The organism is Clostridium aminobutyricum, from assembly GCF_017255415.1.
Taxonomy (GTDB): Bacteria; Bacillota; Clostridia; order Peptostreptococcales; family Anaerovoracaceae; genus Aminipila; species Aminipila aminobutyrica.
The window spans coordinates 52,611-76,124 of the sequence record NZ_JAFJZZ010000001.1; the positions used below are offsets into that span (position 1 = coordinate 52,611).

General features: G+C 38.9%; 25 protein-coding genes and 1 tRNA gene. 17 read left to right on the top strand and 9 right to left on the bottom strand.

Going from position 1 to position 23,514, the window contains the following annotated elements; translation table 11 throughout:
- Positions 1-173: 173 nt before the first annotated feature.
- The 4 genes from JYB65_RS00270 to JYB65_RS00285 all read right to left on the bottom strand — a co-directional run bounded on the left by JYB65_RS00270 (position 174) and on the right by JYB65_RS00285 (position 1,896).
- Positions 174-365: a helix-turn-helix transcriptional regulator gene (locus JYB65_RS00270; protein ID WP_206580589.1), complete on the bottom strand. Its 192-nt coding sequence runs from the start codon at positions 363-365 to the stop codon at positions 174-176.
- Positions 366-368: 3 nt separating this feature from the next.
- Positions 369-728 (bottom strand): hypothetical protein, encoded by a 360-nt coding sequence (locus tag JYB65_RS00275; RefSeq protein ID WP_206580590.1) that lies wholly within the window; start codon positions 726-728, stop codon positions 369-371.
- A gap of 150 nt (positions 729-878) precedes the next feature.
- A tRNA-Ala gene (locus JYB65_RS00280) sits at positions 879-954 on the bottom strand.
- 177 nt (positions 955-1,131) lie between these two features.
- The gene (locus JYB65_RS00285; protein ID WP_206580591.1) at positions 1,132-1,896 is read right to left on the bottom strand and encodes a MerR family transcriptional regulator; all 765 of its coding nucleotides are present in this window, start codon (positions 1,894-1,896) and stop codon (positions 1,132-1,134) included.
- Between the two features lie 246 nt (positions 1,897-2,142).
- Between JYB65_RS00285 and JYB65_RS00290 the strand changes: the two genes are divergently transcribed.
- The 3 genes from JYB65_RS00290 to JYB65_RS00300 all read left to right on the top strand — a co-directional run bounded on the left by JYB65_RS00290 (position 2,143) and on the right by JYB65_RS00300 (position 6,646).
- Entirely contained in the window at positions 2,143-3,078 is a 936-nt protein-coding gene (locus tag JYB65_RS00290) for a magnesium transporter CorA family protein (RefSeq protein WP_206580592.1), read from the top strand.
- A gap of 332 nt (positions 3,079-3,410) precedes the next feature.
- A complete protein-coding gene (locus tag JYB65_RS00295) occupies positions 3,411-5,606 on the top strand; it encodes a methyl-accepting chemotaxis protein (RefSeq protein ID WP_206580593.1) in 2,196 nt (731 codons plus the stop codon).
- Positions 5,607-5,713: 107 nt separating this feature from the next.
- Positions 5,714-6,646, top strand: a complete 933-nt coding sequence (locus JYB65_RS00300; RefSeq protein ID WP_206580594.1) for a magnesium transporter CorA family protein — start codon at positions 5,714-5,716, stop codon at positions 6,644-6,646.
- Here JYB65_RS00300 and JYB65_RS00305 read toward each other — a convergent pair.
- On the bottom strand, positions 6,643-7,557 hold the full coding sequence (locus JYB65_RS00305) for a LysR family transcriptional regulator (protein WP_206580595.1): 915 nt from the start codon (positions 7,555-7,557) through the stop codon (positions 6,643-6,645). The two genes, JYB65_RS00300 and JYB65_RS00305, sit on opposite strands and share 4 nt — an antisense overlap.
- 159 nt (positions 7,558-7,716) lie before the next feature.
- On the opposite strand from JYB65_RS00305, the gene JYB65_RS15035 reads away from it, so the two are divergent.
- The 7 genes from JYB65_RS15035 to JYB65_RS00335 all read left to right on the top strand — a co-directional run bounded on the left by JYB65_RS15035 (position 7,717) and on the right by JYB65_RS00335 (position 13,675).
- Positions 7,717-7,848: a hypothetical protein gene (locus JYB65_RS15035; protein WP_280634470.1), complete on the top strand. Its 132-nt coding sequence runs from the start codon at positions 7,717-7,719 to the stop codon at positions 7,846-7,848.
- Positions 7,849-7,906: 58 nt separating this feature from the next.
- Positions 7,907-9,106, top strand: coding sequence for a sodium ion-translocating decarboxylase subunit beta (locus JYB65_RS00310; protein ID WP_206580596.1), 1,200 nt, complete (start codon positions 7,907-7,909; stop codon positions 9,104-9,106).
- Between the two features lie 212 nt (positions 9,107-9,318).
- On the top strand, positions 9,319-9,933 hold the full coding sequence (locus JYB65_RS00315) for a TetR/AcrR family transcriptional regulator (RefSeq protein WP_206580597.1): 615 nt from the start codon (positions 9,319-9,321) through the stop codon (positions 9,931-9,933).
- Positions 9,926-10,816 carry an efflux RND transporter periplasmic adaptor subunit gene (locus JYB65_RS00320; protein WP_206580598.1) on the top strand — a complete coding sequence of 297 codons (891 nt, stop codon included), beginning with the start codon at positions 9,926-9,928 and terminating at the stop codon, positions 10,814-10,816. The genes JYB65_RS00315 and JYB65_RS00320 overlap by 8 nt, the downstream gene beginning before the upstream one ends.
- 1 nt (position 10,817) lies before the next feature.
- Entirely contained in the window at positions 10,818-11,468 is a 651-nt protein-coding gene (locus JYB65_RS00325; protein ID WP_206580599.1) for an HlyD family secretion protein, read from the top strand.
- Positions 11,469-11,480: 12 nt separating this feature from the next.
- A complete protein-coding gene (locus tag JYB65_RS00330) occupies positions 11,481-13,049 on the top strand; it encodes a DHA2 family efflux MFS transporter permease subunit (protein ID WP_206580600.1) in 1,569 nt (522 codons plus the stop codon).
- A 125-nt stretch (positions 13,050-13,174) separates the two neighbouring features.
- Positions 13,175-13,675: a GNAT family N-acetyltransferase gene (locus JYB65_RS00335; RefSeq protein ID WP_206580601.1), complete on the top strand. Its 501-nt coding sequence runs from the start codon at positions 13,175-13,177 to the stop codon at positions 13,673-13,675.
- Between the two features lie 29 nt (positions 13,676-13,704).
- Here the strand turns inward: JYB65_RS00335 and JYB65_RS00340 are convergent, their stop codons facing one another.
- Positions 13,705-14,847, bottom strand: coding sequence for a GGDEF domain-containing protein (locus JYB65_RS00340; RefSeq protein ID WP_206580602.1), 1,143 nt, complete (start codon positions 14,845-14,847; stop codon positions 13,705-13,707).
- Between the two features lie 198 nt (positions 14,848-15,045).
- Between JYB65_RS00340 and JYB65_RS15040 the strand changes: the two genes are divergently transcribed.
- The 7 genes from JYB65_RS15040 to JYB65_RS00370 all read left to right on the top strand — a co-directional run bounded on the left by JYB65_RS15040 (position 15,046) and on the right by JYB65_RS00370 (position 21,763).
- The gene (locus tag JYB65_RS15040; protein WP_280634471.1) at positions 15,046-15,180 is read left to right on the top strand and encodes a hypothetical protein; all 135 of its coding nucleotides are present in this window, start codon (positions 15,046-15,048) and stop codon (positions 15,178-15,180) included.
- A gap of 403 nt (positions 15,181-15,583) precedes the next feature.
- Positions 15,584-17,026, top strand: coding sequence for an aminotransferase class I/II-fold pyridoxal phosphate-dependent enzyme (locus tag JYB65_RS00345; protein WP_206580603.1), 1,443 nt, complete (start codon positions 15,584-15,586; stop codon positions 17,024-17,026).
- A gap of 65 nt (positions 17,027-17,091) precedes the next feature.
- Positions 17,092-17,943 (top strand): polyamine aminopropyltransferase, encoded by an 852-nt coding sequence (gene speE, locus JYB65_RS00350; protein WP_206580604.1) that lies wholly within the window; start codon positions 17,092-17,094, stop codon positions 17,941-17,943.
- Complete coding sequence (gene speB, locus JYB65_RS00355) at positions 17,933-18,784, top strand: agmatinase (RefSeq protein WP_206580605.1); 852 nt, start codon at positions 17,933-17,935, stop codon at positions 18,782-18,784. Before speE ends, speB begins: the two co-directional genes overlap by 11 nt.
- A 43-nt stretch (positions 18,785-18,827) precedes the next feature.
- Positions 18,828-20,030, top strand: a complete 1,203-nt coding sequence (locus JYB65_RS00360; protein ID WP_206580606.1) for a saccharopine dehydrogenase family protein — start codon at positions 18,828-18,830, stop codon at positions 20,028-20,030.
- 11 nt (positions 20,031-20,041) lie between these two features.
- On the top strand, positions 20,042-21,172 hold the full coding sequence (gene nspC / locus JYB65_RS00365; RefSeq protein WP_206580607.1) for a carboxynorspermidine decarboxylase: 1,131 nt from the start codon (positions 20,042-20,044) through the stop codon (positions 21,170-21,172).
- A 114-nt stretch (positions 21,173-21,286) separates the two neighbouring features.
- On the top strand, positions 21,287-21,763 hold the full coding sequence (locus JYB65_RS00370) for a hypothetical protein (RefSeq protein ID WP_206580608.1): 477 nt from the start codon (positions 21,287-21,289) through the stop codon (positions 21,761-21,763).
- An 84-nt stretch (positions 21,764-21,847) separates the two neighbouring features.
- Here the strand turns inward: JYB65_RS00370 and JYB65_RS00375 are convergent, their stop codons facing one another.
- Genes JYB65_RS00375 through JYB65_RS00380 form a run of 3 tightly spaced genes read right to left on the bottom strand, consistent with a single transcriptional unit; the run spans position 21,848 to position 23,477 of the window.
- Positions 21,848-22,723, bottom strand: a complete 876-nt coding sequence (locus JYB65_RS00375) for a 4Fe-4S binding protein (protein ID WP_209010465.1) — start codon at positions 22,721-22,723, stop codon at positions 21,848-21,850.
- Positions 22,716-22,871, bottom strand: coding sequence for a CD1871A family CXXC motif-containing protein (locus tag JYB65_RS15045; RefSeq protein ID WP_425331108.1), 156 nt, complete (start codon positions 22,869-22,871; stop codon positions 22,716-22,718). The genes JYB65_RS00375 and JYB65_RS15045 overlap by 8 nt, the downstream gene beginning before the upstream one ends.
- Positions 22,872-22,886: 15 nt before the next feature.
- The gene (locus JYB65_RS00380) at positions 22,887-23,477 is read right to left on the bottom strand and encodes a TlpA family protein disulfide reductase (protein WP_206580609.1); all 591 of its coding nucleotides are present in this window, start codon (positions 23,475-23,477) and stop codon (positions 22,887-22,889) included.
- Positions 23,478-23,514 lie beyond the last annotated feature (37 nt).

Below are 23,514 nucleotides of genomic sequence, written 5' to 3' on the forward strand. Positions count from 1 at the left end.
TCATCATATCCTAAATAGTTATACACACATATAACAACAGAAAACAATAAGAACCAGAAACGAACTTTCTTGTATAATTGCATTATGCTTCCTCCAATTTTGTGTTATCAAATTCAAAAATTTCAGCAATCCGAATAAGAAAGTCCTTCTCGCATTATTCTCAAATCAAGAAGTTACTCTAAAATAAATAATTCTTCTATGGTCGTATCCAATAATCTAGCCATTTTCATAGCTAATTCCAGCGTAGGATTGTATTTGTTGTTTTCTATTGCGATGATTGTTTGCCTTGAGACATTTAATGAGACAGCCATATCTTCTTGTCGTAAACCTTTGCCCTTTCTTAATTGCTTAATATTATTCTTCATTTTTTATATCCCGGAAAACACTATCCAAGCGCCAATCGAAATAATAATCGCAGCGACAATTACACCTATTACGATGATTTTTAAAATTGAAGTAGGATCTTTATACTCATCATCACCTTTTACAACTCTTTTTTGTAACACGAGTTGTGATAAAATTAGTACAAAACTGGTAGTTACTAATAAAAAGCTGGGTACTGAATTGAAAGATATGTGTTGTGTATACACTTTGAAAGATTCGTAGAGAGACCATATTGTTAAAGCCAATAAAACATAAATCAAAGCATTCCTTTGTGCTTTTAGGGCAATACTCATCTCCATTTCATCCATTTTACGAAAGCCTAATTTTGCAAAAAACGATTTCATGATACACCTCCAAATGTAAATAAGTCTTTACATTTATTATGTATATGAAATTCAAAAATGTCAAGAACTTTTTACATTGGTTGTTAAGTATTGCACAAACAAAAAAGACTCAAACTACGAGGGTTCAAGTCCTTTTGCTTCAATTTTGTTTGGTGGAGCGTAGGGGATTCGAACCCCTGACCCCCACACTGCCAGTGTGGTGCGCTCCCAGCTGCGCTAACGCCCCATTCGTAACAGTATCCGACCCTATCAAGCATAGGGACGAATACCATTAAGAGCATTTTAGCACAAATTTTATTTGATGTCTTCTATTTTTTGAGGGGAATTGAAATTTTTCTGATTATTAAATCACAGGTCCGCTGCCTATGAACGGTAGTATATGGAAGACATCTTTTTACCTATTCTATGACTTTACTCCCGTATAAACCAAGATTGCATCTCTTAAGAATATCGCTAAACCAGGTTGGTATTGGTCATAATATGCGGTGAAACGAGGATCATCCACATACATCTGGCCAAGGCCCGCATGCATCTCTTTACTGTAATTATCCCGGTAAAAGGTTAGCCACTGTTTATGAAGATTAACAGCCTCTTGTGCCAGTTCTCCGGCAGGATCACCAGTACGAAATGCCTCCTGTAAAGTTAATAATAACTTTTCATTCAATGCGGTGACTTCATCATATTCCTGCTTCGTCATACCTTTTACCTTCTGATTGCTGCGCTCCACCGCATCATTGCCATACTTTTGGCGAATTTCATCGCCATACTGACGTTCATTATCGTCAATCAGCTTCTGTTTGAAGCCTTCAAATTTTTCCTTATCGGTCATATCCCTTTCTCCTTTCAAATGCGCCAATGTTTTTTCTACATTGTCAATAAGCCTATCTAGCTGGATTCGTTTTTCAAGGAGCTTCACATGGTGAAGATGAAGAACCTGCTGTCCGTTAAATTCCGGCGAATGGAGTGTCTTTTTTATATCCTCAAGACTGAGGCCCAATTCGCGATAAAATAGGATATGTTGCAGCAGGTCCACCTGCACTGTTCCATAGATACGGTATCCTGAAGAGTTGACTCTCGCCGGCTTAAGAAGGCCGATCTCATCATAATATCGCAAAGTCCGAGTGCTGACACCGGACAGATGTGCTAGTTTTTGTATCGTGTATTCCATGGTATCCTCTCCTTATAAATCGATGATACACCTTTACGTAACGTGAAGGTCAATGGGCTTTTAAATATTTTTTGAAAGTTTGTTGCTTGACTATAGACTTCCCTAAATAGGACAGGTTTATTTTAACATGAGCTTCCGATTAAATCCGTTCAACCGCAGAGAATAATATTGGGAGAATGAATTCTCCTAGAAAGGTAAAAATAAACCTTAAGAATTTCTAAACAGTATTTTTATGAGGGCATGCGTATGTTTTATATTTTAAATGAAAGAGAGCCAAAGCTGATAGAACTAGAAGACTTGAGCCCAGAAGACATCAGCGTAGGATATTTGACTATAGAGGAACTTGAAAACAATTATGATAAGCTTGGCCTATATGAAAATATAATTCATGATTGTATGGCAGACCAGACTCATTTTCGTACGAGTGTCGATATATATGATGATTTCAGCTTTGGTATTATCAATATTGTTAATGTGATGAATGTACAAGAAGCGAAGGATAGAGTCGCTTTTATTTTGAAAAAAAACCAGTTCATTTTAGTAAAACTGATGGACGAGGATGAAAGCTGCCGAGATATGTTTGAAAACTCGGTTATGAGGTATAAGCAAAATGCAACGATGGAAAAGATCATTTATGGTATTTTAGAAAGCTTGCTTCAAAATGGCAATAAATCCTTGGAAAGCACGGAGCTAAAAATCATTATCATGGAGCAAGAGCTAGTCAACGGCAGGATTAATCAGTATTTTGACAGAGATATTTTTAATTTAAGAAAAGAACTGTCATTATTAAAAACGTATTATGAGCAATTGTTTGATATAGGGGATAAGCTTCAGGAAAATGAAAATGATTTATTTGACAGAGACGTATTGCGATACTTTAAGCTATTTACCGCCAAAGCGGAAAGGCTGAGCAATGGCACACAAAGCCTTTGTGACAGTTTAGTGCACCTAAGAGAATCGTTGGAAGCATGTACAAATTATAATTTAAATAATATCATGAAAATCTTCACCGTCGTTACGACCATTTTTCTGCCGCTCACCTTAATTGTAGGGTGGTATGGGATGAATTTCACGAATATGCCGGAGCTCACATGGAAATATGGGTATCTTTCAGTCATTTTGCTTTCTCTGCTGGTCGTCATTGGCTGCTTAACTTTATTCAAAAAGAAAAAATTATTTTAATTATAAGAAAATTCTGTTTAAATTCAATAAAAACTCTTGGTATTTTGATAAAAAAGGTGTATAATGGATAAAAATTACAAGTAAGGAATTAAAAAAGAGATAAATGATAAAATGATATAAATGCCTCCCTAACATAATGAAACTCCTAAATAAAACGCCTAAGGTTAGGCGTTTTATTTTTGTGGGAAAATAACTTGCAGTGCAGGGCACTTTTAGAATAAAATTTACATTCTCTTTACTGTAAATTTCTCAAGATTTAACAATTTCTAATTACAATTAAATAAATATGAAAAAAGTGGTAATTGAATTTGTGAAGTAGGAGAAAGAAAAGAATGAATGCAGTAATAAAAGCAATAAAGAAGATTAGGATTCCTAAGCTCTTTCGATTTAAAAAGGTATCGGTCCCGGTCCCTTTAAGAAATTTAAGAGCAACCTTCTGGGGATGGACGGAAAGTTTGGTAGTTAAAATCCCTGTTGTCAATGTGATGGCAGTGACCGCTATCATGCTGGTCGTCGGAATCATAACCAGCTTGTCTACCAATGCGGTAGTGAACAAAATGGTCGAAACGGAGGTTGCTGATGTGGCAATCATCAATGCGCAAAAAATGGAAACCTATTTTGAACGTATGCAAAACACGGCAGACACCTTAGCTTTTGATGCGAAGCGCTTTCGGCAAATGGATCCTGTGATAGCAGAAAAGCTATTAATCGAGGATTTACAGGAAGCCGTTTTGGATGGCGGCGTGTATTCTGCTTATTACGCATTTGAACCTAATGAATATTTTTCGGAAACAGATAAGGGCTTATCCTATCATGTCTTTTCTAATGATGGAAGCCTCACCGTTGATATACGCAATGATTATGAAGACTATCGAACCGGCGTATATTATGCTCCTGCTAAATCTCATAAACAAACGACCATAACCGAGCCATATGCCTTGAAACTGCCTTCCGGCGGTGAAGTATGGCTTATTACGTTGAGTACGCCAATTTTAGATGAAAACGGTGATTTTCTCGGAGTTGCCAATTGCGATATCCAAACCGATAATATTATTTCGATCAATTATCAAAAAGGCTCTTACAAAAATTCATTTGGCTATATTATGACGCAAAACGGCCGTTATATTGCTCATACGCAGGACCCTAGTAAGGTCGGTACGGTTTTATATGCAGGTAAAAAAATAGAGAAGGAAAGCACCAAAGCCATTAAAGAAAAGAAAGTGCAGCTGATAGAAGGTGAAAATCCCGAGACAAAAAAAGATTGCCTGTATATGCATATTCCACTCAGTATGGAAAATGTCAGCATCACCTGGTCCAGTGTATTTGTGGTGGATAAAGCAGAGGCACTCAGCAAGGTCACTCAGATTACGGGAAAGATGTTCGTTATCAGCGGTATCGGGATTATTCTATTGGCCCTATTTAGTTTCGTGTTCCTAAGGAGGAGTCTATCCCCTATTGCCGGCATAGTAGACCGTGCAGAAGCTTTAGGAAAGGGTCGGCTGGAATATGAGGAAAATAATCTTATTTATGCTAAAGATGAGGTGGGGAGGTTATCTGCTATATTTAATGAAACGACGGCAACTTTAGAAGGTTATATTTCGGAAATAAGCTACCTTTTGAACCGTATTTCAATGGGGGACTTAAATATACAAATTGAACGGGAATATTCGGGAGACTTCATTCAAATTAAACAAGCGCTTCACCAAATTATTCAGTCGTTAAATGAAACCATCATGGAGATTATGGAAGCATCCCACCAGGTAAATTTAGGAGCAACACAAATATCTCAAGGCTCTCAAGCGCTTAGTGATGCAGCAGTGACCCAGGTAAATTCTATTGAAAGTATTGTATCCTCCATTCAAAAAGTTTCGGAAGAGATCAAACATACTTCTGAAAATGCAAAAGAGGCTAATGAACTGTCTTTGCAAGCGAACGAACATATGGCTGAGCAGAAAGAACAAATGAATGAGATGCTTGAAGCAATGGAACAGATTTCGAGGACTTCAGATGAGATTCGAAAGGTGATTAAAGAAATTGATGATATTGCTTTTCAAACCAATATTTTGGCTATTAATGCTGCTGTGGAGGCGGTTCATGTGGGTGAAGCCGGAAAAGGCTTTGCTGTGGTTGCCAATGAAGTACGGACGTTAGCAGCAAAATCGGCTAAGGCTGCAAAAGAAACGGAAACAATGCTTGAAAAATCCTTTGTTATGGTGAAAAATGGAACAAAGGTGGCCAATCAAACCGCGGTTACGTTGATGGATTTTCTGAGTAAAACTGAAAATGTGCATACTTCAATCTATGAAATTTCTCAAGCTTCCGGACGCCAGAAGGAAGAGATGGACTCTATTGTAACCAAAGTAGAAGACATTTCGGCTGCGATTCATATTAACTCTTCGACGGCGGAAGAAAGCGCAGCGGCAAGCAATGAACTCAGAGAGCAGGCTCAAATTTTGAAAAATTTAGTAGAGCGTTTTCAGTTAAAAGACCAAGGCGAACCTGTGCTAAATTTTACGCTAGAAGATTAGGTAAAATCTGTTATAATGGACGAAAGAAGAACAGCGTAGAGGAAGCTGGTGCAATAAGCCAACATCCTGTTCGGATGTACCAATAATCATACGTGGATGGAGATTATATGTTTTACATTTTAAATGATAGAGTTGCAAAGTCCATTGAATTAGCAGATTTAAAAGAAAATGATATCAGTGTAGGCTATCTTACCTTACAAGACCTGGAAACAAATATTGACAGGCTAGAGATCAACGAAAATATATTGCATGATTGCATGTCTGATCAGACACATTTTAGAGACGGTGTAGATGCCTATGAGGATTTTAGCTTTGGTATCATCAATATTGTCAATGTGATGGATGTCAAAGGGGCTAAAGACAGGGTGGCTTTTATCATCAAGAAAAACCAATTTATTTTAGTGAAGCTGATTGATGAAGATGATAGCTGTCGGCTTATATTTCAGAACTCAGTGAAACGATTTAGACAAAATGCAACCCTCGAGAAAGTAATATTCGGAATTTTGGACGGCTTCTTGGTTCATGGGAATGAAGCACTGGAAGCAGCAGAGCAGAAGATTTTGAGGATGGAACAAAATCTTGCAGAAGGAAAGATGTATCAGGAGTTGAATCAGGATATTTTCCATCTTCGACAAGAGTTGTCCTTGCAAAAAAATTATTACGAACAGCTTTTCGATATAGGGGAAGATCTTCAGGAAAATGGAAACGGTTTGTTTGATGAGGAAGTGCTGCACTATTTTAGAGTCTTTACGGCAAAAGCGGAACGATTGAGTGACCTCACGCAAGCGTTAAGTGATAGTTTGATTCATTTCAGGGAAGCCCTTCAAGAATACTCAAACTATAAACAAAATAATATCATGAAGGTCTTTACGGTAGTGACTACTATTTTCCTTCCTTTAAATCTAATTGTAGGCTGGTACGGAATGAATTTTCACATGCCGGAACTGACTTGGAAATATGGGTATGCTACGGTCATTTTGCTATGCATTATAGTAGTCATTTCTTGTTTCGTTATATTTAAGAAGAAAAAGTTCTTTTAATAAGGCTGATCGTTAAAGCTGTAATCTTTCATGTGTTCCCGGATAAACTCGATAAATTTGATGGAAGCGGAAGAAAGCGCTTTGTTTTTATTGTAGATTAGACTGTAAGAGTAATCAAATTCGAAGTCAGGTGCATTGAGCCTCTTTAATAATCCGAATTGCAGCTCAAATTTTACGGCAACATAAGGAATAAGGGTAACGCCTAAGTTGGAACCCACCGCTCTTTTGATGGCATCGATATTTCCTAAACACATGCTGATGTTCTCAGGAAGGTCCAGTTCATCGATGAGTTTTTTGTAATAGATGTATAGCTGTGAATTGGTTTTATGTACAACGAAATTCATTTTGCTCAAATCGTCACGAGTGATATTTTGATGATTGCAATATGGATTCTCCGGCGAGGCAACAATAATCAGTTTATCATCCAATAGCTTTTCTGCGAAAATATAATTGCTGTAAAGATAGCTTCCTCCATTGATGGCGATATCGAGGGTACCGTTATTGATAAGGTGAGCTACTTCTGTTGTATTGGCAATATCCAAATTGATTTCTATTGTTGGATATTGCTTTTTAAATTCTCCAATGATTTCAGGCAAAAGATACGTGCCCGGCGTGTTGCTGCCGCCTAAGTGCAGGGTGCCGCCAATGTATCCTTTTTTATCGGCAATACCGTTTTCCAGTTCTTCAATGATATCAAATATCCGGTTCGTATAGCCTTGAAGCATAAACCCATTTTCACTCAAGCAAATCTTATTGCCGATTTTATTAAATAGTTTTAATCCTATTTGTTCCTCTAACTTCTTGATCTGAACCGAAAGTGCAGGCTGACTGATATGAAGAATATCAGAAGCCTTTTTGTAGCTTTCATGCTGTGCCACCGCATTAAATATTTCAAGGTAATGTAAGTCCATTTTTTCTAACTCCTATTTCGTTATATTTGTAAAGAAGATTAACTTTGGTATATGATACACATTCATATTATGTATTTGATTTAATACATAAAGAATGTTATTACTAAGATAGAAGAATAAATTATTACATGACAAATTTTTTTCTAAGGAGTGAATAGTATGCCACTTAGTATCTTTATCCCAATCCAGGTATTCGGAATCGGGGCTGTTATAGCCTTTGGAATTGCTGTATTAATTAAGTTTATGCTGGATGCAATCATTTTTTTAACTAAAAAACCTAAAAAACAATAATTAAAAGTCAGCAAACCCAAAAAAAGAACCGCAATCAATCAAGAAGGTAGGCGATAGAATGGAATTATCTCAATTATTTCAGGGCATCGGTACGATGTTTGAACAAGAGCCAAAGATTGTTGTATTTCGAATTGTTTTAATGTTTGTAGGATTTCTGCTAGTTTACTTGGGCGCGAAAAACACCTTGGAACCGCTCATTATGATTCCAATGGGATTAGGAATGTCTGCAATTAATGCAGGTGTACTCTTTATAGAGGGGAACCAGATCGGAAATTTAATTATCGATCCAATGTTGACCAATACGGATGAGTTGATGAAATACATGCAAATTGATTTCTTGCAGCCAATTTATACGTTCACGTTCAGCAATGGATTGATCGCCTGTTTGGTTTTCATGGGAATTGGGGTGCTATGTGACATTGGGTTTGTCTTGGCTCATCCCTTTTCCAGTATGACCTTGGCCATGTTTGCAGAACTCGGTACGGTTGCAACGTATCCGATTGCAAAGCTGATGGGATTATCGGATGGGGCGGCGGCAGCTGTTTCCATTATCGGAGGGGCGGATGGCCCGATGGTGCTGTTTGCTTCACTCAAATTAGCTCCGGAATACTTTGTTCCCATTACCATTGTGGCTTATCTATATCTCAGCTTGACTTATGGCGGATATCCGTATCTGATTCGCCTGCTGGTTCCTAAAGAATTAAGAGGCAAAGCGGCCATCAGTCCAAAGCCGGTTCATCGCATTTCTTCCAAAGATAAACTGATTTTTGCAGTTGCTGCGAATACCGTACTATGTTTATTATTCCCTGTAGCTGCTCCTTTGTTTTTAAGCTTTTTCTTAGGTATTGCAGTAAGAGAAGCGGGGCTTACAAAATATACAACACTGATCGAGAATGGGTTTCTTTATTTTGCCACATTTTTCTTAGGCTTGATGCTTGGCGTCTTATGTGATGCACGAACACTTCTTGACCCTGTTGTGTTGAAATTATTGGTTCTCGGTATGCTTGCTCTATTGCTTTCAGGAATCGGCGGAATAATAGGCGGATACGTTATTTACTTTATAAAGAAAAAGAACTTTAATCCTGCAATCGGTATCGCCGGAGTATCCTGTGTTCCTTCTACAGCGAAAGTTGTGCAGAAAGAAGTATATAAAATAAATAAAGAAGCGTTTGTAATGGAATATGCTTTGGGCGCTAATATATGCGGAGTCATAACAACAGCTATTTTAACCGGCATCTACGTAACGCTTTTACAATAATAAAAAAGGCTGCAATATTATTTAAATATCTGCAGCTTTTTTGTTATGCAGGAAATATCAAAACAAACCTGCGAATGAAACGTGAGCGGCTGCGGGCTAAAAAGTTCATCAAAGACGATTTTTTCTTATAAAATAAACTTGACAGGGAAAAAGGTACCAATTATGATCTATGATGTAAGTAAGCACTTACTTACATCATAGGGAGGTTCATTATGATTCAAGATATTCATCCTACTAAATTTGCTATCATGCAAGCAGCAGTAGAAGTTTTTGGGCAAAAAGGCTTTAGTGGGGCCACAACAAAAGAAATTGCTCAAATCGCTAATATATCAGAAGGTACCATTTTCAGACATTTCCCCAATAAGACTGAAATCTTATATGAGGTAGTCAACCAGGTTGTACCTCTAATAGGTGTCGAATCATTGCAAAAAGCAGTGGCAGATTCAGCTGATATGGATGCAAGGACTGCGCTGAGATATATCCTTCAAGATCGCTTTGAGAACATCAATAAATTAAAAACCTTTATACGGATTATTCTCACGGAGATTCAGTATGATGAAAGGTTACGTGATATTTATGTGAATCGGGTTTACAATCCTATCAGTCAGATCTTAAAGACATTTTTCTTGGAAAGAATGGAACAGGGAGAATTTAAGAAGAAGTCACCGGAACTCTTTTTAAATATGATTTTTTCTTATGTTCTTTTTTCCATAGTAAACCCGGAATTACTAAAAAATTTAAATCAACAAAGTTTTTTTGATCAAAATGCAGCAGACGAATTGGCTGATTTATTATTAGACGGAATAAAAGGAGGAAGCAATGAATAAATGCAGAATTTATATTGTACTCATGATTGTAATAGTTTTTTTGTTAAGCGGATGCACTTTGTTTCGCCAAGAAGCAAAAATAGTCGATGACAAGAGTGATACAGAAAAGGTAACGGCTCAACAAGGGTCAATAGACGAGAAAGATGCGTTGAGCGGACGTGCAGAGGCGGGAGAAGCTGTCAGCGTGGTGAGCAAAACTGCCGGCAAGGTTGCAGCGGTTTTAGCTGATATAGGCTCTGAAGTGAAAAAAGGTCAGGTTCTACTCCGCTTAGATGCGCGAGATTTAGAAGCAAGCGTAGAGTCTGCCAAAGCAAGTTTAGAGTCCGCTAACGTTGCTTACAAATATGCGCTTGAAAATCAGCAGAGAGCAGTAACCCTGAAGGCACAAGGGGCGATGAGCCTCGCAGATTATCAAAATAACTATGAAAGTGTTTTAGAAAAGGCTCAAAGTACTGTTGACTTGGCACGGGCCAATTTGGACAAAGCGGAGATTGCTTATCAAGACAGTATTATCGTAGCACCAATGGATGGCACTGTAACAAAATCAACTGTAGAAGTAGGCGAACTGGTAAATTCTCAAACTCCGGCTTTTACGATAGTCAATTTAGATCAGGTTAAGATTCAAATTCTAGTGAATGAAAATAAAATAAATTCGTTGCGGGTAGGACAAACCTATCAAGTGAAATTGTCAGCCATCCCGGAAGAGACATTTGTCGGTAAAATTACCGATATATCCGAAGCCATGGATACGGACTCTAAAGCATATCCGGTGCGGATCACCGTAGAAAATCCACAGCATTTGATAAAGGACGGAATGTTTGCAAAAGTATATTTGTCGGAATCAAGCGACAGCAGCACACAGAATTCAGGAGGGCAACAGTAAAATGAAAAATAAAAAAGTTAGGATAATCCTTGGTTCGTTGATTGTGGTATTAGCTGTTGTCTGGGGCTATTTCGGATATCAGAACACGCACTATATTACAACAGATGATGCAAAAGTGGATGCGACGATTATAAAGATCAGCCCTCAGATAAGCGGCAAAATGAAGGAGCTGTCTTTTGAAGAAAATCAGATGGTTGAAGAAAATCAGATTCTGGCCAGACAGTCAGACGAATCGTTGCCTTCAGGAGCCAATATCGATATGACGGTAATCAGAAGCCCAATTAGCGGTCAGATTATTAAGAAGATGGCAAGCGTTGGTGAAATGGGGAATCCTTCTGTACCTATTGCGCTGATGGTCAACCCAAGCCAACTTTACATAACGGCCAATATTGAGGAAGACAAGATTGAATCGGTTAAAGTGGGTCAAGAGGTTCATTTTACAGTGGATTCCTTCTCTAAAGTTTGGTTTAGGGGAAAAGTGGAATCCATCGGCAGCGCCGCCAATTCGATGACGTCTCTTCTTTCTGTCCAGAGCAGCGGAAACTCCTTTATTAAGGTAACACAGCGCATTCCCGTAAAAATCAGCTTTAGCGGGGAATATGAAGAAAAGCTGCTTCCAGGCATGAATGCTGAAGTAAAAATCTATCTGTAGGAGGAAATACGTATGAATTCTTCGACGGATTTAAAAGAGCAGGCTAAAATTCCGATGGTGCCTCTTCTGGTTGTAGTTGTGGGCGCATTTATGTCCTTTTTGGACAGCAGTATCGTGAATGTTGCCCTGCCCCATATGATGTCTGTCTTCGGGATTTCAAGCAGTGATATGCAGTGGGTTTTAACGGCTTATATGCTTACCTCGGGAATTGTAATACCGACCAGCGCCTTTTTGTGCAAACGGTTCGGACATCGCCGTGTGTATATCGTTTCTTTGACTATTTTCACGATAGGATCCGCTTTGTGCGGGATTTCATGGAACCTCAGCACGATTATCGCGGCAAGAATTATTCAGGCAATCGGTGGGGGTCTCGTTATCCCAGTTAGTATGGCAATCGTTTACTTTTTAGCCCCCCGTGAAAAAATGGGAATGGCCATGGGTATATGGGGTCTGGGAGCGATTTTAGGACCTTCTATCGGGCCGACATTAGGCGGATATATAGTAGATACGTGGAGCTGGGAATGGATTTTCTTTGTAAACCTGCCGATTGGTATCCTGACCGTACTGCTATGCCCGTTTTATTTAAAAGAAACGCCGACGGATAAGAGCGTAAAATTTGACTTACTGGGAACTGTTTTTATCGCCGTTACCTGCTTTTCCTTACTTTTAGCTTTAAGCAAGGGTACGGATTGGGGCTGGACGTCCCAAAGCATCATTTCATTATTTTTAATCAGCGGGTTTGTCTTAGTGGCGTTTATTGTGTGGGAAGGCTCCATAGAGCATCCGCTTATTGATATCCGGGTATTTAAAAATAAAGTGGTGCTCGCCAGCATGATGGCCATGTCCCTATTAACCATAGGTATGATGGGTGTGATATTTGTCGTTCCGCTCTATTCGGAAAATTTGTTAGGTTATTCACCGCTCAAAACAGGACTCATCATGATGCCGATGGCATTGGTATCTGCTGTTATGATGCCGATTAGCGGGAAACTTTACGATAAACTCGGAGCCTTTAAAATTGGACTTGTAGGCGTTATTATCGCCATGATAACAACACTGAATTTGCAAAGGCTCGGACTAGACACCTCTTCCGGTGACTTACAGGTGATGTTAGCTGTGAGATCGTTGGGTTTCGGATTAGCTCTCATGCCGATTGGCAATACCGCAATGGCTGCTGTTCCTGAAGCGTTGGCATCGAGTACTTCTGCTATTGTAAATACGATTCGACAGGTTGCGGGTTCCATGGGGATAGCTGCAATAAATTATATTATTGTAATCAAACAGGCCTATCATCAAGAGGTTTTGAGGGATTTAATTCATTATGGTTCGTATCCTGCCTATAAGACCATGACCCAGCTGCAAGCGGCATTTATGTCAACCGGCATGGATAGTGTGTCTGCACAGGGCAGTGCATTAGCCACGATCAACGGCTGGATTGTCCGTCAGGGGGCAATGGATGCGATCACAGACAGTATAGCAATATTGGTCTTGATGATGGTAATGGCATTACCGTTTATATTCCTGCTTTCGCCTAAGCAGGTGGAAGGGGCACGCCTTCGTCAGCAAAAACAGATTCAATAACAATCACCTCTAAAAAACTTTATAGAAGGTATAGAAATAATTGGGAATAGTGGTAAAATAAAAGCACTGTGGAGAAAATCCTCACGGCAGAAAACGCTATAAATGTATTGGAGGGGGGCAATAAAATGGAAGTCATTAAGACCAAAGATTCAAAGTTTACTTTAAGATTTGCAAAACCTGAGGATGCAGGTTTGGTTGTAGAGTACATGAAAAAACTTGGGGCTTATCAAAAAATGCTGGATAAAATCACAGCTACTGAAGAAGGAATTTCCAGAATTTTATCGGAAGGAAAAGGGGAAGCCATTTTTGGAGATTATGATGGCGAAACAGTTGCCTTTATGTATTTTTTCCAAAATTCTTCTGCTTTTATCGGGCAAACCGGGGTTTATATTGATGCCTTTTATGTAGAAGAATCTATGCGCTTTAAAGGACTGGGAAAGATAATGATGTCCTTTATTTCAAAAATAGCGCTTGAAAGAGGCTGCCAGAGATTGGAATGGGGCTGTTTGGATTGGAATGAACCGACAGTGAAATTTTATAAAGATTTAGGTGCTGTAGGCGTGGATATCATGACGATATATCGCTTTACACCGGATAAGCTGGAAGCAAACGCAGAGCAGTTTTAATACATTTGAAATCATCATAAAAGCCTGCATTAATCTTGCAGGCTTTTCTTTGTTTTTTTCTCATTTTTATTGGCATACATCAAATGATCTATGTGATTTATAAATTGTTCGATACTGGAATAGCTTGAACTAAATAGCTCTGCTCCTAAGCTGCATTCTAACGTATAGCTTTTCTCGGAGAGGGCATTGTACTGTGCAAAGCAGGTATTGATTTGATCGATCAGTTCTTCCAATTGATTTCTGGAATTACAATCGAAGAGAATAAAAAATTCGTCTCCGCCGGCCCGTGCGATAATTCCTTTTTTCTGCAAAACACTTTTTATTAACTCAACTGATTTTCGTATGGCAAAATCTCCTTCTAAATGACCATATTGATCGTTTATTTGCTTTAGACCGTCCATATCAGCAAAGATGACACCGAACGGATGGTCTACTTCCAGCTTAATTCGTTGAGCAATATACGTTTCAAAAGATTCTCTCGACCACGCCCCTGTCAATTTATCCAGATGTACCATTCGCTGCTGTAAAAAAATATAAACTAAAATAAGCGAAAAGGCAGAACTGCTCCACATGAGAAGAATTCCATAAAACAGCGTTTGAAGGAGACCGCCGATAAGCGGTAAAATCCCCGATACCAAAAGTGGAATAAATTCCTCTGCTACAATTTTTTTTCTATTCTTTAAGATAAAGGCGAAAGCAATGAGAATATATAAATAGATAATAACGGCAGAAACCAAAAATAGAGGTCCACGGTGATAAATATTTGAATGATCAATTGAAAATACAAGAGCGTAAAATGGAGAGAGTACTGTAATAATACAATTAAATACTACCGGAATCAGCAATATGATTTGTTCTGTTTTCGAAATATAGGCATTGGGAACGACGCATCTGCAAATAAAACTATATAAAAAATATGTTAGCAGGGGGCCCGCAGAAAATAGACAGACATGGAGCAGATTGGAAAGCGGGTTACACCACGGCTCAGGTCTTCCGTTGAGAACACAAGTAGCTGATTCAAAAAAGAGCTCCAGAATAATCACAAAAGAGGTTATCAGGAAGGCTCTATTGAGTCGGTCTGTTCTATCCAGATGATTATATGCAATTAATAAGACTACGGTCAGTAGTATCATTGCTGCAATATTAATATCTATACGTAAGAATACATTCATTGTTCTACCAACTTATCATCTAAATCAAATTGATTTCTTTACTCTGCTATTCTAGTATATTAACAATTCGTTTTTTCGCTGTCAATAAGGCTAATTAGGTATTTTTTGGATACTATTCCTATTTGATATAGAGGTAGAATAATGAGCGGAAATGTGATGCATACTAGCAGTAACCATTCAATCGAAGGAGGAGTAATCATGCCAAAAGATAGTCAGCCTGATAACAAGCAGGCGCGTAAAGAAAAAGCAAAAGGTCAAACGCCGATCACCGAGGAAAACCAAAATCACAATAAAAATGCTAAGAAACAATCGATTAAGCATAATGATGTTTAAATCGCAGCAAAATTGTTGTAAAAAGATGAAAAAAGTGTTGACTTTATGTATTCGTTTATTTATAATGAGGTCTAGCAAAAGCGCTTAGAGACTTTTGCAGGAATTTTTAAATTAATCCTTATATGAATTTTATAAGTTGATGTTAAAATTTTTAACATTGAGTTGGTGACTGTACAACCGTGTGCTTCAGAGGCACATCACACTTGTGAAAAAATCAATAAGAGTAGTAAAAGTAATTCTTGCTATATAGACTCTAAAAGGCTACATTGGATAAATAAAATGCGAATGGAAATTCAAATATAAATAATACAAATAGTAGAAAGATTCAAGTGTACTGTTTTAACTAACTCATTACATTTGGATCTTTTTTTGTTGTATCAACGTTTGCAAAGGAGCAACTTTTATGAAATTGGATCAGAATAAAATGCCTATTTATGAAGCATTAAATAAATTTAAAAAGGAGCGAATCGTTCCTTTTGATGTACCCGGACATAAGAGGGGAAAAGGAAACCTTGAATTGACGGAATTTTTAGGTGAAAAATGTATGTCGGTCGACGTGAATTCCATGAAGCCGCTGGATAATTTGTGCCATCCGGTATCAGTTATCCGTGAAGCCGAGGAACTTGCAGCAGATGCCTTTGGCGCAGCGCATTCCTTCTTTATGGTTGGAGGGACAACTTCAGCGGTGCAGAGTATGGTTCTAGCTGCTTGCAAAGAAGGTGAGAAAATCATCATGCCGCGGAATGTGCACCGAAGTGCAATTAATGCGTTAATCTTAAGCGGAGCCATCCCGATTTATGTCAATCCGGAATTGGACAAGCGTTTAGGCATCTCGCTTGGCATGTCTTTGAGTGAATTAGAAAAAGTCATAAAAGAAAATCCGGATGCAAAAGCGGTACTCCTAAACAACCCAACCTATTATGGGATCTGTTCTAACTTAAAGGCAATTACGGACTTAGCTCACCGTTATGGCATGCTTATGCTTGTGGATGAAGCTCACGGAACGCACTTCTACTTTGATAAAGGCCTTCCGATGTCAGCCATGGAAGCAGGTGCAGATATGGCATCGGTAAGTATGCATAAGTCAGGAGGAAGTTTGACTCAAAGTTCTTTCTTACTGTTGGGAGAAAAAGTGAATGCGGATTATGTAAGGCAAGTTATTAATCTGACGCAAACTACAAGCGGAAGTTATTTACTTATGTCCAGTTTGGATATATCCAGGAAAAATTTAGCCCTTAACGGTGAAGCGATTTTTGCAAAAGTGCGAAAGCTTGCTCAATATGCCAGAGATGAAATAAACCAAATCGGTGATTATTATGCGTACAGCAGAGAACTGAACAACGGCGATTCTGTTTTCGATTTTGATGTAACCAAGCTGTCTATTAACACGTTAGATGTAGGGTTAGCCGGAATTGAAGTATATGACTTACTGCGAGATGAATATGACATTCAAATTGAATTTGGAGATATCGGTAATATACTGGCGTATATTTCTGTGGGTGACCGGGAAAGGGAAATCGAACGGCTGGTAAGCGCTCTTTCAGAGATTCGTCGACGATTTAAAAAAGAAAGAGCCGGCATGTTGGAACACGAATATATCAATCCGAAAGTGATAGAAACACCAAGAGAGGCCTTCTACGGCGATAAGGAATCTGTTCCGATCATGGAAACGGCAGGCCGGGTTTGCAGAGAATTTGTGATGTGTTATCCTCCGGGTATTCCGATTTTGGCACCGGGAGAAAGGATTACAAAAGAGATATTGGAGTATATTCAATATGCGAAAACAAAAGGATGCTTTATGACCGGACCGGAAGATATCAATATAGAATATTTAAATGTTTTATAATAGATCTGGCAGAATAAGCAAACGATATATAGAAGTTATCTTTATGACAGGTAGGAGGAACAGGAATGGAATTATGGTTCACGGAAGAGCATACCCCCGAAGTGAAATTGTCTATAAAAGTAGATCGGCAGTTGTTCAGTGCGCAGAGCGAATATCAGCGAATTGATGTATTTGATTCCAAAGAATTCGGACGATTTTTAACGCTGGACGGTTATATGATGTTAACCGAAAAGGATGAATTTATTTATCATGAAATGATTGTACATGTACCGATGGCTGTACATCCGAACGTAAAAAAGATCTTGGTTATTGGTGCCGGTGACGGCGGTGTCGTTCGGGAACTGACCAAATATGAAACGATTGAGCATATCGATATGGTTGAAATCGATGAATTAGTCGTAGAAGTATGTAAAAAGCATCTGCCTTTTACTGCTTGCTGTTTTGACGATCCGAGAGTTCACATTTTTTATCAAGATGCGTTGAAATACATTCGAACTTGTCAAAATGAATATGACTTAATCATCGTAGACTCTACCGATCCCTTTGGACCGGGAGAAGTACTTTTTACGAAAGAATTCTATGGGAACTGCTATAAAGCGCTAAAAGAGGACGGGATCGTTGTAAATCAACATGAAAGCCCGTTTTATCAAAAGGATGCGTTAGCGATGCAGCGTGCGCATAAACGAATCGTAGAAAGTTTTCCGATTTATAAGGTATATCAGGCACATATTCCGACTTATCCGTCCGGACATTGGTTATTTGGATTCTCGTCCAAGAAGCATCATCCGACGAATGAATTTAATCCAACTAAATGGAATTCTCTTGGCTTGAAAACACGGTACTATAATACGCGATTACATGTGGGAGCATTTGCGTTGCCGAATTATGTGGAGGAGATGCTGAAAGATGTGGAATAAAAATATAGAAACGTTTATTGGCTGTGAGTCCTCTTTTGAAGAAGCGGAAATTGTCCTTTTCGGTGCTCCTTTTGACTCGACGACCTCTTATCGTCCGGGAACCCGATTTGCGAGCAGAACCATGCGGGCAGAGTCCTTCGGGCTTGAAACGTACAGTCCTTATCAGGATAAAGATTTGACGGGAATCCATGTATTTGACGGAGGTGATTTGGAATTGCCCTTTGGGAATACCGAAAGGGCATTAAACGAAATCAGAGAGGCCGCTCAAGAAATAGTAGATGCCGATAAAATTCCTTGCATGATTGGCGGGGAGCATTTAGTGACGTTGGGCGCAGTGAAAGCGGTTTTCGAAAAATATCCGGATTTGCATGTGATCCATTTCGATGCGCATACGGACTTAAGAGACGACTACTTGGGGGAATCTCTTTCCCATGCAACGGTGATACGAAGAATATGGGACTTAGTGGGAGACCATAAAATTTTTCAATTTGGGATTCGAAGCGGAGACCGAACGGAATTTAATTGGGCGAAGGAACACACCGATCTGCATAAGTTTAACTTTGAAGGCTTAGAACAAGCCGTAGAGGCTTGCAAAGGACACCCGGTGTATTTCACTATTGACCTGGATGTAATGGATCCTTCTGCTTTTCCGGGAACAGGTACCCCGGAGGCAGGCGGAGTGACGTTTCTGGAATTATTAACTGCTATAGGTAAAGTTGGAAAGCTTGATATTGTTGGGATGGATGTCAACGAACTGTCTCCGATTTATGACCAATCGGGAGCATCCACAGCTGTGGCCTGTAAAGTACTGAGAGAATTACTGCTTGCAGTGAATAAATAAAAATGTTATTGCAATATTTTAAAAAGGATAGGAGAAAAGAAAAATGGGAAAAGCGTTAATCATTGGTTGTGGTGGAGTAGCAGGGGTTGCCATTCATAAGTGCTGTCAGAACAGCGAAGTTTTTGAAGAAATTATGATTGCAAGCCGTACAAAAAGTAAATGTGATAAATTAAAGGAAGAATTGGAAGGAAAAACTAAAACCATTATTCATACAGCACAAGTCGATGCAGACAATGTGGATGAATTAGTTGCGTTAATCAACGATTTTAAACCGCAGCTGGTGTTAAACCTCGCCCTTCCATATCAGGATTTAACCATTATGGATGCTTGTCTGGCAACAAAGACACATTATATCGATACAGCAAACTATGAACCGATTGATACGGCTAAATTCGAATATAAGTGGCAGTGGGCTTATCGTGAAAAATTTAAAGAAGCAGGTATCATCGGTTTGCTTGGAAGCGGCTTTGACCCTGGCGTAACCGGTGTATTTTCAGCCTATGCAATGAAGCACTATTTTGACGAAATCAATTATATTGATATTTTAGACTGCAATGGCGGTGACCACGGCTATCCGTTTGCCACAAACTTTAATCCTGAGATCAATATCCGTGAAGTTTCCGCTAACGGAAGTTATTGGGAAAACGGTGATTGGGTTGAAACGGAACCGATGGAGATAAAGAAAGAATATGACTTTAAAAGCGTAGGAATGAAAGATATGTATCTTCTTCATCACGAAGAATTAGAATCTCTTGCACTAAATATCAAGGGTATCAAGCGGATTCGTTTCTTTATGACTTTCGGCCAGAGCTACCTAACGCATTTAAAGTGTCTTGAAAACGTAGGAATGACTTCCATTGAACCGATTGAATACGAAGGAAAGCAGATTGTTCCGCTTCAGTTCTTAAAAGCTGTTTTACCGGATCCTGCAAGCCTTGGCCCAAGAACAGTAGGAAAGACAAACATCGGTTGTATTTTCCAAGGGAAGAAGGACGGGCAGGACAAGACGTACTATGTATACAATATCTGTGATCACCAAGAATGCTATAAAGAAGTCGGCTCACAGGCAATCAGCTATACAACAGGTGTTCCTGCTATGATCGGTGCCATGATGATCATGAACGGAACTTGGACCGGAGCAGGCGTATATAATATTGAAGAATTTGATCCGGATCCATTCATGGAAGCATTAAATAAATGGGGACTTCCTTGGGAAGAAGATTTTAACCCAACGTTGGTTGACTAAGGATGGGAACCATGACATTACAAACAATTCATACCCCAAGCTATGTAGTGGATGAGGAACTCCTGATTAAGAATTTAGAAATCTTGAAGCATGTCATGGACGAGACGGGGTGCCGCATCCTACTGGCTCAGAAATGTTTCTCTATGTTTTCCGTCTATCCGTTGATCGGCAACTATCTGAACGGAACGACAGCAAGCGGTCTATTTGAGGCAAAATTAGGCAAAGAACACATGGGTGGCGAAACCCATGTGTATGCCGCTGCCTTCAGAGAGGATGAAATCGATGAGATTTTAGAAGTTTGTGACCATATCGTATTCAATTCTTTTTCACAATGGGAGCGTTTTAAGGAGAAGGCGCTGAAATCCGGTAAGGAATGCGGGCTTCGTATCAATCCACAGTGTTCCACACAGGAAGGCCACGAGATCTATGATCCTTGTGCTCCTTTTTCCAGAATGGGCATCACGAAAGAACAGTTTCGGGAAGAGCTTTTGGAAGGTATCAGCGGACTGCATTTTCATACGCTTTGTGAGCAGAATTCGGATGCATTGGTGACTACCTTGGAAGCGTTTGAAGAACAGTTCGGCCCTTATTTATATCAAATGAAATGGGTGAATTTCGGAGGCGGGCATCACATTACCAGAGACGATTATGATCGAGATACCCTCATCAAAACGATTAAACAAATTCGTGAGAAATATGAGGTAGAGGTTTATCTGGAACCGGGTGAAGCCGTGGCACTGAATGCCGGAACCTTGGTCTCAACCGTGCTGGATATCGTGCACAATGGGATGGATATTGCTATTTTGGATACTTCGGCTGCTTGTCATATGCCGGACGTACTTGAAATGCCGTATCGTCCTCCGATTATCGGGGGAAAGCTTCCCGGGGAAAATCCGTATACTTATCGGTTGGCTGGACCTACTTGTCTGTCCGGCGACGTGATTGGGGACTATTCCTTTGAAAAACCGCTTCAAGTTGGAGACCGTGTGATTTTTTGTGATATGGCAATTTACTCCATGGTAAAAAATAATACGTTTAACGGAATGAATCTGCCCCATATTGCATGGAAAGAAAAAAATAAAGATAGCATAACTATTATAAAAGAATTTGGCTATATGGATTTTAAAAATCGGCTTTCTTAAAATTTTATGATAATTTATGAAGTTTTCATATAATGTTCACAAAATTGTAGTATAGTAAGAGAGGATAAAATTTATAATAAAGCCATAAAATGGTGGAAACGGAGACAATTAATAATGAAACTTAAAAAAAATTCGGGTGCTAAATCAAAGATTTCAATCCTCTTGTATGTGGTCGCTGCGATTGTAGCAGTTTTCGGAATTGCAATGCTATCTGTAAATATTTATATTTTTAAATCTACAATCAGCCAGTATGTGGCTCAGGGTTATCCGGCAGAGCTGGTAATGCAAAGTCTGATTCCAAGCCAATTGCTTCCTGGAATATTTGAACCGATTGCGTTATATGGCGGACTGGCGTTTGTACTCATTGGTGTAGGAGTGGCGAACAGTAAAATTGCTGCACACTTTGCAAGTGTAACAGCAGAAGAATTTAATACGTTTGATGCGGATGAAATACCGGTTCTTGAATCGGATGAATACGGCACTGAGTATGCAGATGCTATAGAACCGATAGAATCAGAAGAAGAAGCACAGGATATCGCTGATTTAGAAGATTCGGAGATCACTGATGCGGAAGAAACAAAAAACGCCTAACGTTTTTTATTACGTAGGAAAATATCGCTTGCGATAGGACGGAGTATCATAAAAAGCTACCGCTAAAACGCGACCGAATGGGATCTAAAATCGCCTCGCAGAGGCTTTTTTTAGATATTCATATTCGATGGCGTCCGTCGGACAAACGCTTTTACATCGTCCACATCGAATACATTCTAAACTGTTTGGATTTTCTAAAGGACTTACATTCATTTTGCATGCGTTTGCACAATCGTGGCAACGTATGCATTTTTTTTCATTTACCTTAATTTTATAGGCTGAAATTGGGTTAAATACGGAATAAATCGCACCTAAAGGACAAATATATTTACAAAATGGGCGATAAATGATAATAGACGCTATAATGGTTATGACTAACAATAGCATTTTCCAAGCGTATAACCAACCGATCGTTTGCTGAAGGTTCTTATTCATAGCTACCAATGGTATACCGCCCTCCAGTGTTCCGGCAGGACAAATAAGCTTACAAAAATACGGTGTACCTTGTCCAATAATATCAACGATAAATAGTGGCATTAGAATAACAAAAACGACCAATATTACATATTTTAATTTTCGTAAGAGCCGGTCTCCTTTAAAGCGAGTTATCTTTTTCCAGAAAGGGATGTGATACAAACCTTCTTGTATTAAGCCAAAAGGACAGAGCCAGCCGCATGCAAAACGCCCTGTTAATGCACCGACAAAAATCAAGAATCCGACGATATAATAGGAAAACTTGAATTCATAACTTCCTATAACAGCCTGCAACGATCCTATAGGACAAGATGCGATAGCTCCTGGGCACGAATAACAGTTCAGGCCCGGCACACAAACGTTTTTTATCTTTCCTTGATAGATCTTTCCTTGAATAAAACCGATAATAAAACTGTTTGTAATCAGGGCCCACAGCAGCTGTATAAAATGTCTATGTTTATCATTGTTACTGATTTTTCTATCCAATTCCGATACACTCCAAACATATATTGATTGCTTTTTCAAACATAACAGGAGTTTCCCCGCGAGAAACTCCGTAAATGATTGAACATATGCCAATGAAGGCAATGAATATAGGAAAAAGGTTTGAATGCATCTTCTTTTCAGTCTGCATAAAAGTTCCTTTCTGCTATTTCTTCAGCTTTGCAAGTTCTTTTTCTATAATTTCAGTCCATTCTGCTTTGGAATGGGAACCCAAATAAGTTTCACCGACAATTTTACCGCTTTTATCAACAAAGAATGATTCCGGTACAGAGTTGACTCCCTTTAATCGACCGTTACGAAGGACATCATCGGGTAATATAATGTCGTACTGTGCATTCGTTGATTGAATGATCTGATTTAATTTATCTAATTTCGCTTGATCGATTTTACCATTTTCATTGACATCAAGAGGAATTCCGATTACATTAACTGACTTGTCGGCCATTTCTTTGTCTATTTCATTTAAATAAGGGATTTCGTTTATGCATGGCGAACACCAAGTTGTGAATAGATTCACAAGAGTCAGGTCATAATTAGAAAATATATCTTTTGTTACTTCATTTCCATTTAAATCCTGGGCTTTAAAATTGCCGATGTCTGTTGCATTGGCCTCAACGGATGAAATGGTATCGGCTGCATCTGTGTTATCATTTATATCCCTTGATGTATAAGAGCATCCGGTAAATACAGAAACACTGAGGATTCCGACTAATAATAGTGAAAGTAATTTTTTCATTTTGATTTTTCTCCTTTATTTTTTTAATAATTTTTGG

Excerpts from the sequence above, each read along its gene's own strand:
- JYB65_RS00270 (WP_206580589.1), bottom strand. The coding sequence starts at position 365 with ATGAAGAATAATATTAAGCAATTAAGAAAGGGCAAAGGTTTACGACAA.
- JYB65_RS00275 (WP_206580590.1), bottom strand. The coding sequence starts at position 728 with ATGAAATCGTTTTTTGCAAAATTAGGCTTTCGTAAAATGGATGAAATG.
- JYB65_RS00285 (WP_206580591.1), bottom strand. The coding sequence starts at position 1,896 with ATGGAATACACGATACAAAAACTAGCACATCTGTCCGGTGTCAGCACT.
- JYB65_RS00290 (WP_206580592.1), top strand. The coding sequence starts at position 2,143 with ATGTTTTATATTTTAAATGAAAGAGAGCCAAAGCTGATAGAACTAGAA.
- JYB65_RS00295 (WP_206580593.1), top strand. The coding sequence starts at position 3,411 with ATGAATGCAGTAATAAAAGCAATAAAGAAGATTAGGATTCCTAAGCTC.
- JYB65_RS00300 (WP_206580594.1), top strand. The coding sequence starts at position 5,714 with ATGTTTTACATTTTAAATGATAGAGTTGCAAAGTCCATTGAATTAGCA.
- JYB65_RS00305 (WP_206580595.1), bottom strand. The coding sequence starts at position 7,557 with ATGGACTTACATTACCTTGAAATATTTAATGCGGTGGCACAGCATGAA.
- JYB65_RS15035 (WP_280634470.1), top strand. The coding sequence starts at position 7,717 with ATGCCACTTAGTATCTTTATCCCAATCCAGGTATTCGGAATCGGGGCT.
- JYB65_RS00310 (WP_206580596.1), top strand. The coding sequence starts at position 7,907 with ATGGAATTATCTCAATTATTTCAGGGCATCGGTACGATGTTTGAACAA.
- JYB65_RS00315 (WP_206580597.1), top strand. The coding sequence starts at position 9,319 with ATGATTCAAGATATTCATCCTACTAAATTTGCTATCATGCAAGCAGCA.
- JYB65_RS00320 (WP_206580598.1), top strand. The coding sequence starts at position 9,926 with ATGAATAAATGCAGAATTTATATTGTACTCATGATTGTAATAGTTTTT.
- JYB65_RS00325 (WP_206580599.1), top strand. The coding sequence starts at position 10,818 with ATGAAAAATAAAAAAGTTAGGATAATCCTTGGTTCGTTGATTGTGGTA.
- JYB65_RS00330 (WP_206580600.1), top strand. The coding sequence starts at position 11,481 with ATGAATTCTTCGACGGATTTAAAAGAGCAGGCTAAAATTCCGATGGTG.
- JYB65_RS00335 (WP_206580601.1), top strand. The coding sequence starts at position 13,175 with ATGGAAGTCATTAAGACCAAAGATTCAAAGTTTACTTTAAGATTTGCA.
- JYB65_RS00340 (WP_206580602.1), bottom strand. The coding sequence starts at position 14,847 with ATGAATGTATTCTTACGTATAGATATTAATATTGCAGCAATGATACTA.
- JYB65_RS15040 (WP_280634471.1), top strand. The coding sequence starts at position 15,046 with ATGCCAAAAGATAGTCAGCCTGATAACAAGCAGGCGCGTAAAGAAAAA.
- JYB65_RS00345 (WP_206580603.1), top strand. The coding sequence starts at position 15,584 with ATGAAATTGGATCAGAATAAAATGCCTATTTATGAAGCATTAAATAAA.
- speE (WP_206580604.1), top strand. The coding sequence starts at position 17,092 with ATGGAATTATGGTTCACGGAAGAGCATACCCCCGAAGTGAAATTGTCT.
- speB (WP_206580605.1), top strand. The coding sequence starts at position 17,933 with ATGTGGAATAAAAATATAGAAACGTTTATTGGCTGTGAGTCCTCTTTT.
- JYB65_RS00360 (WP_206580606.1), top strand. The coding sequence starts at position 18,828 with ATGGGAAAAGCGTTAATCATTGGTTGTGGTGGAGTAGCAGGGGTTGCC.
- nspC (WP_206580607.1), top strand. The coding sequence starts at position 20,042 with ATGACATTACAAACAATTCATACCCCAAGCTATGTAGTGGATGAGGAA.
- JYB65_RS00370 (WP_206580608.1), top strand. The coding sequence starts at position 21,287 with ATGAAACTTAAAAAAAATTCGGGTGCTAAATCAAAGATTTCAATCCTC.
- JYB65_RS15045 (WP_425331108.1), bottom strand. The coding sequence starts at position 22,871 with ATGCAGACTGAAAAGAAGATGCATTCAAACCTTTTTCCTATATTCATT.
- JYB65_RS00380 (WP_206580609.1), bottom strand. The coding sequence starts at position 23,477 with ATGAAAAAATTACTTTCACTATTATTAGTCGGAATCCTCAGTGTTTCT.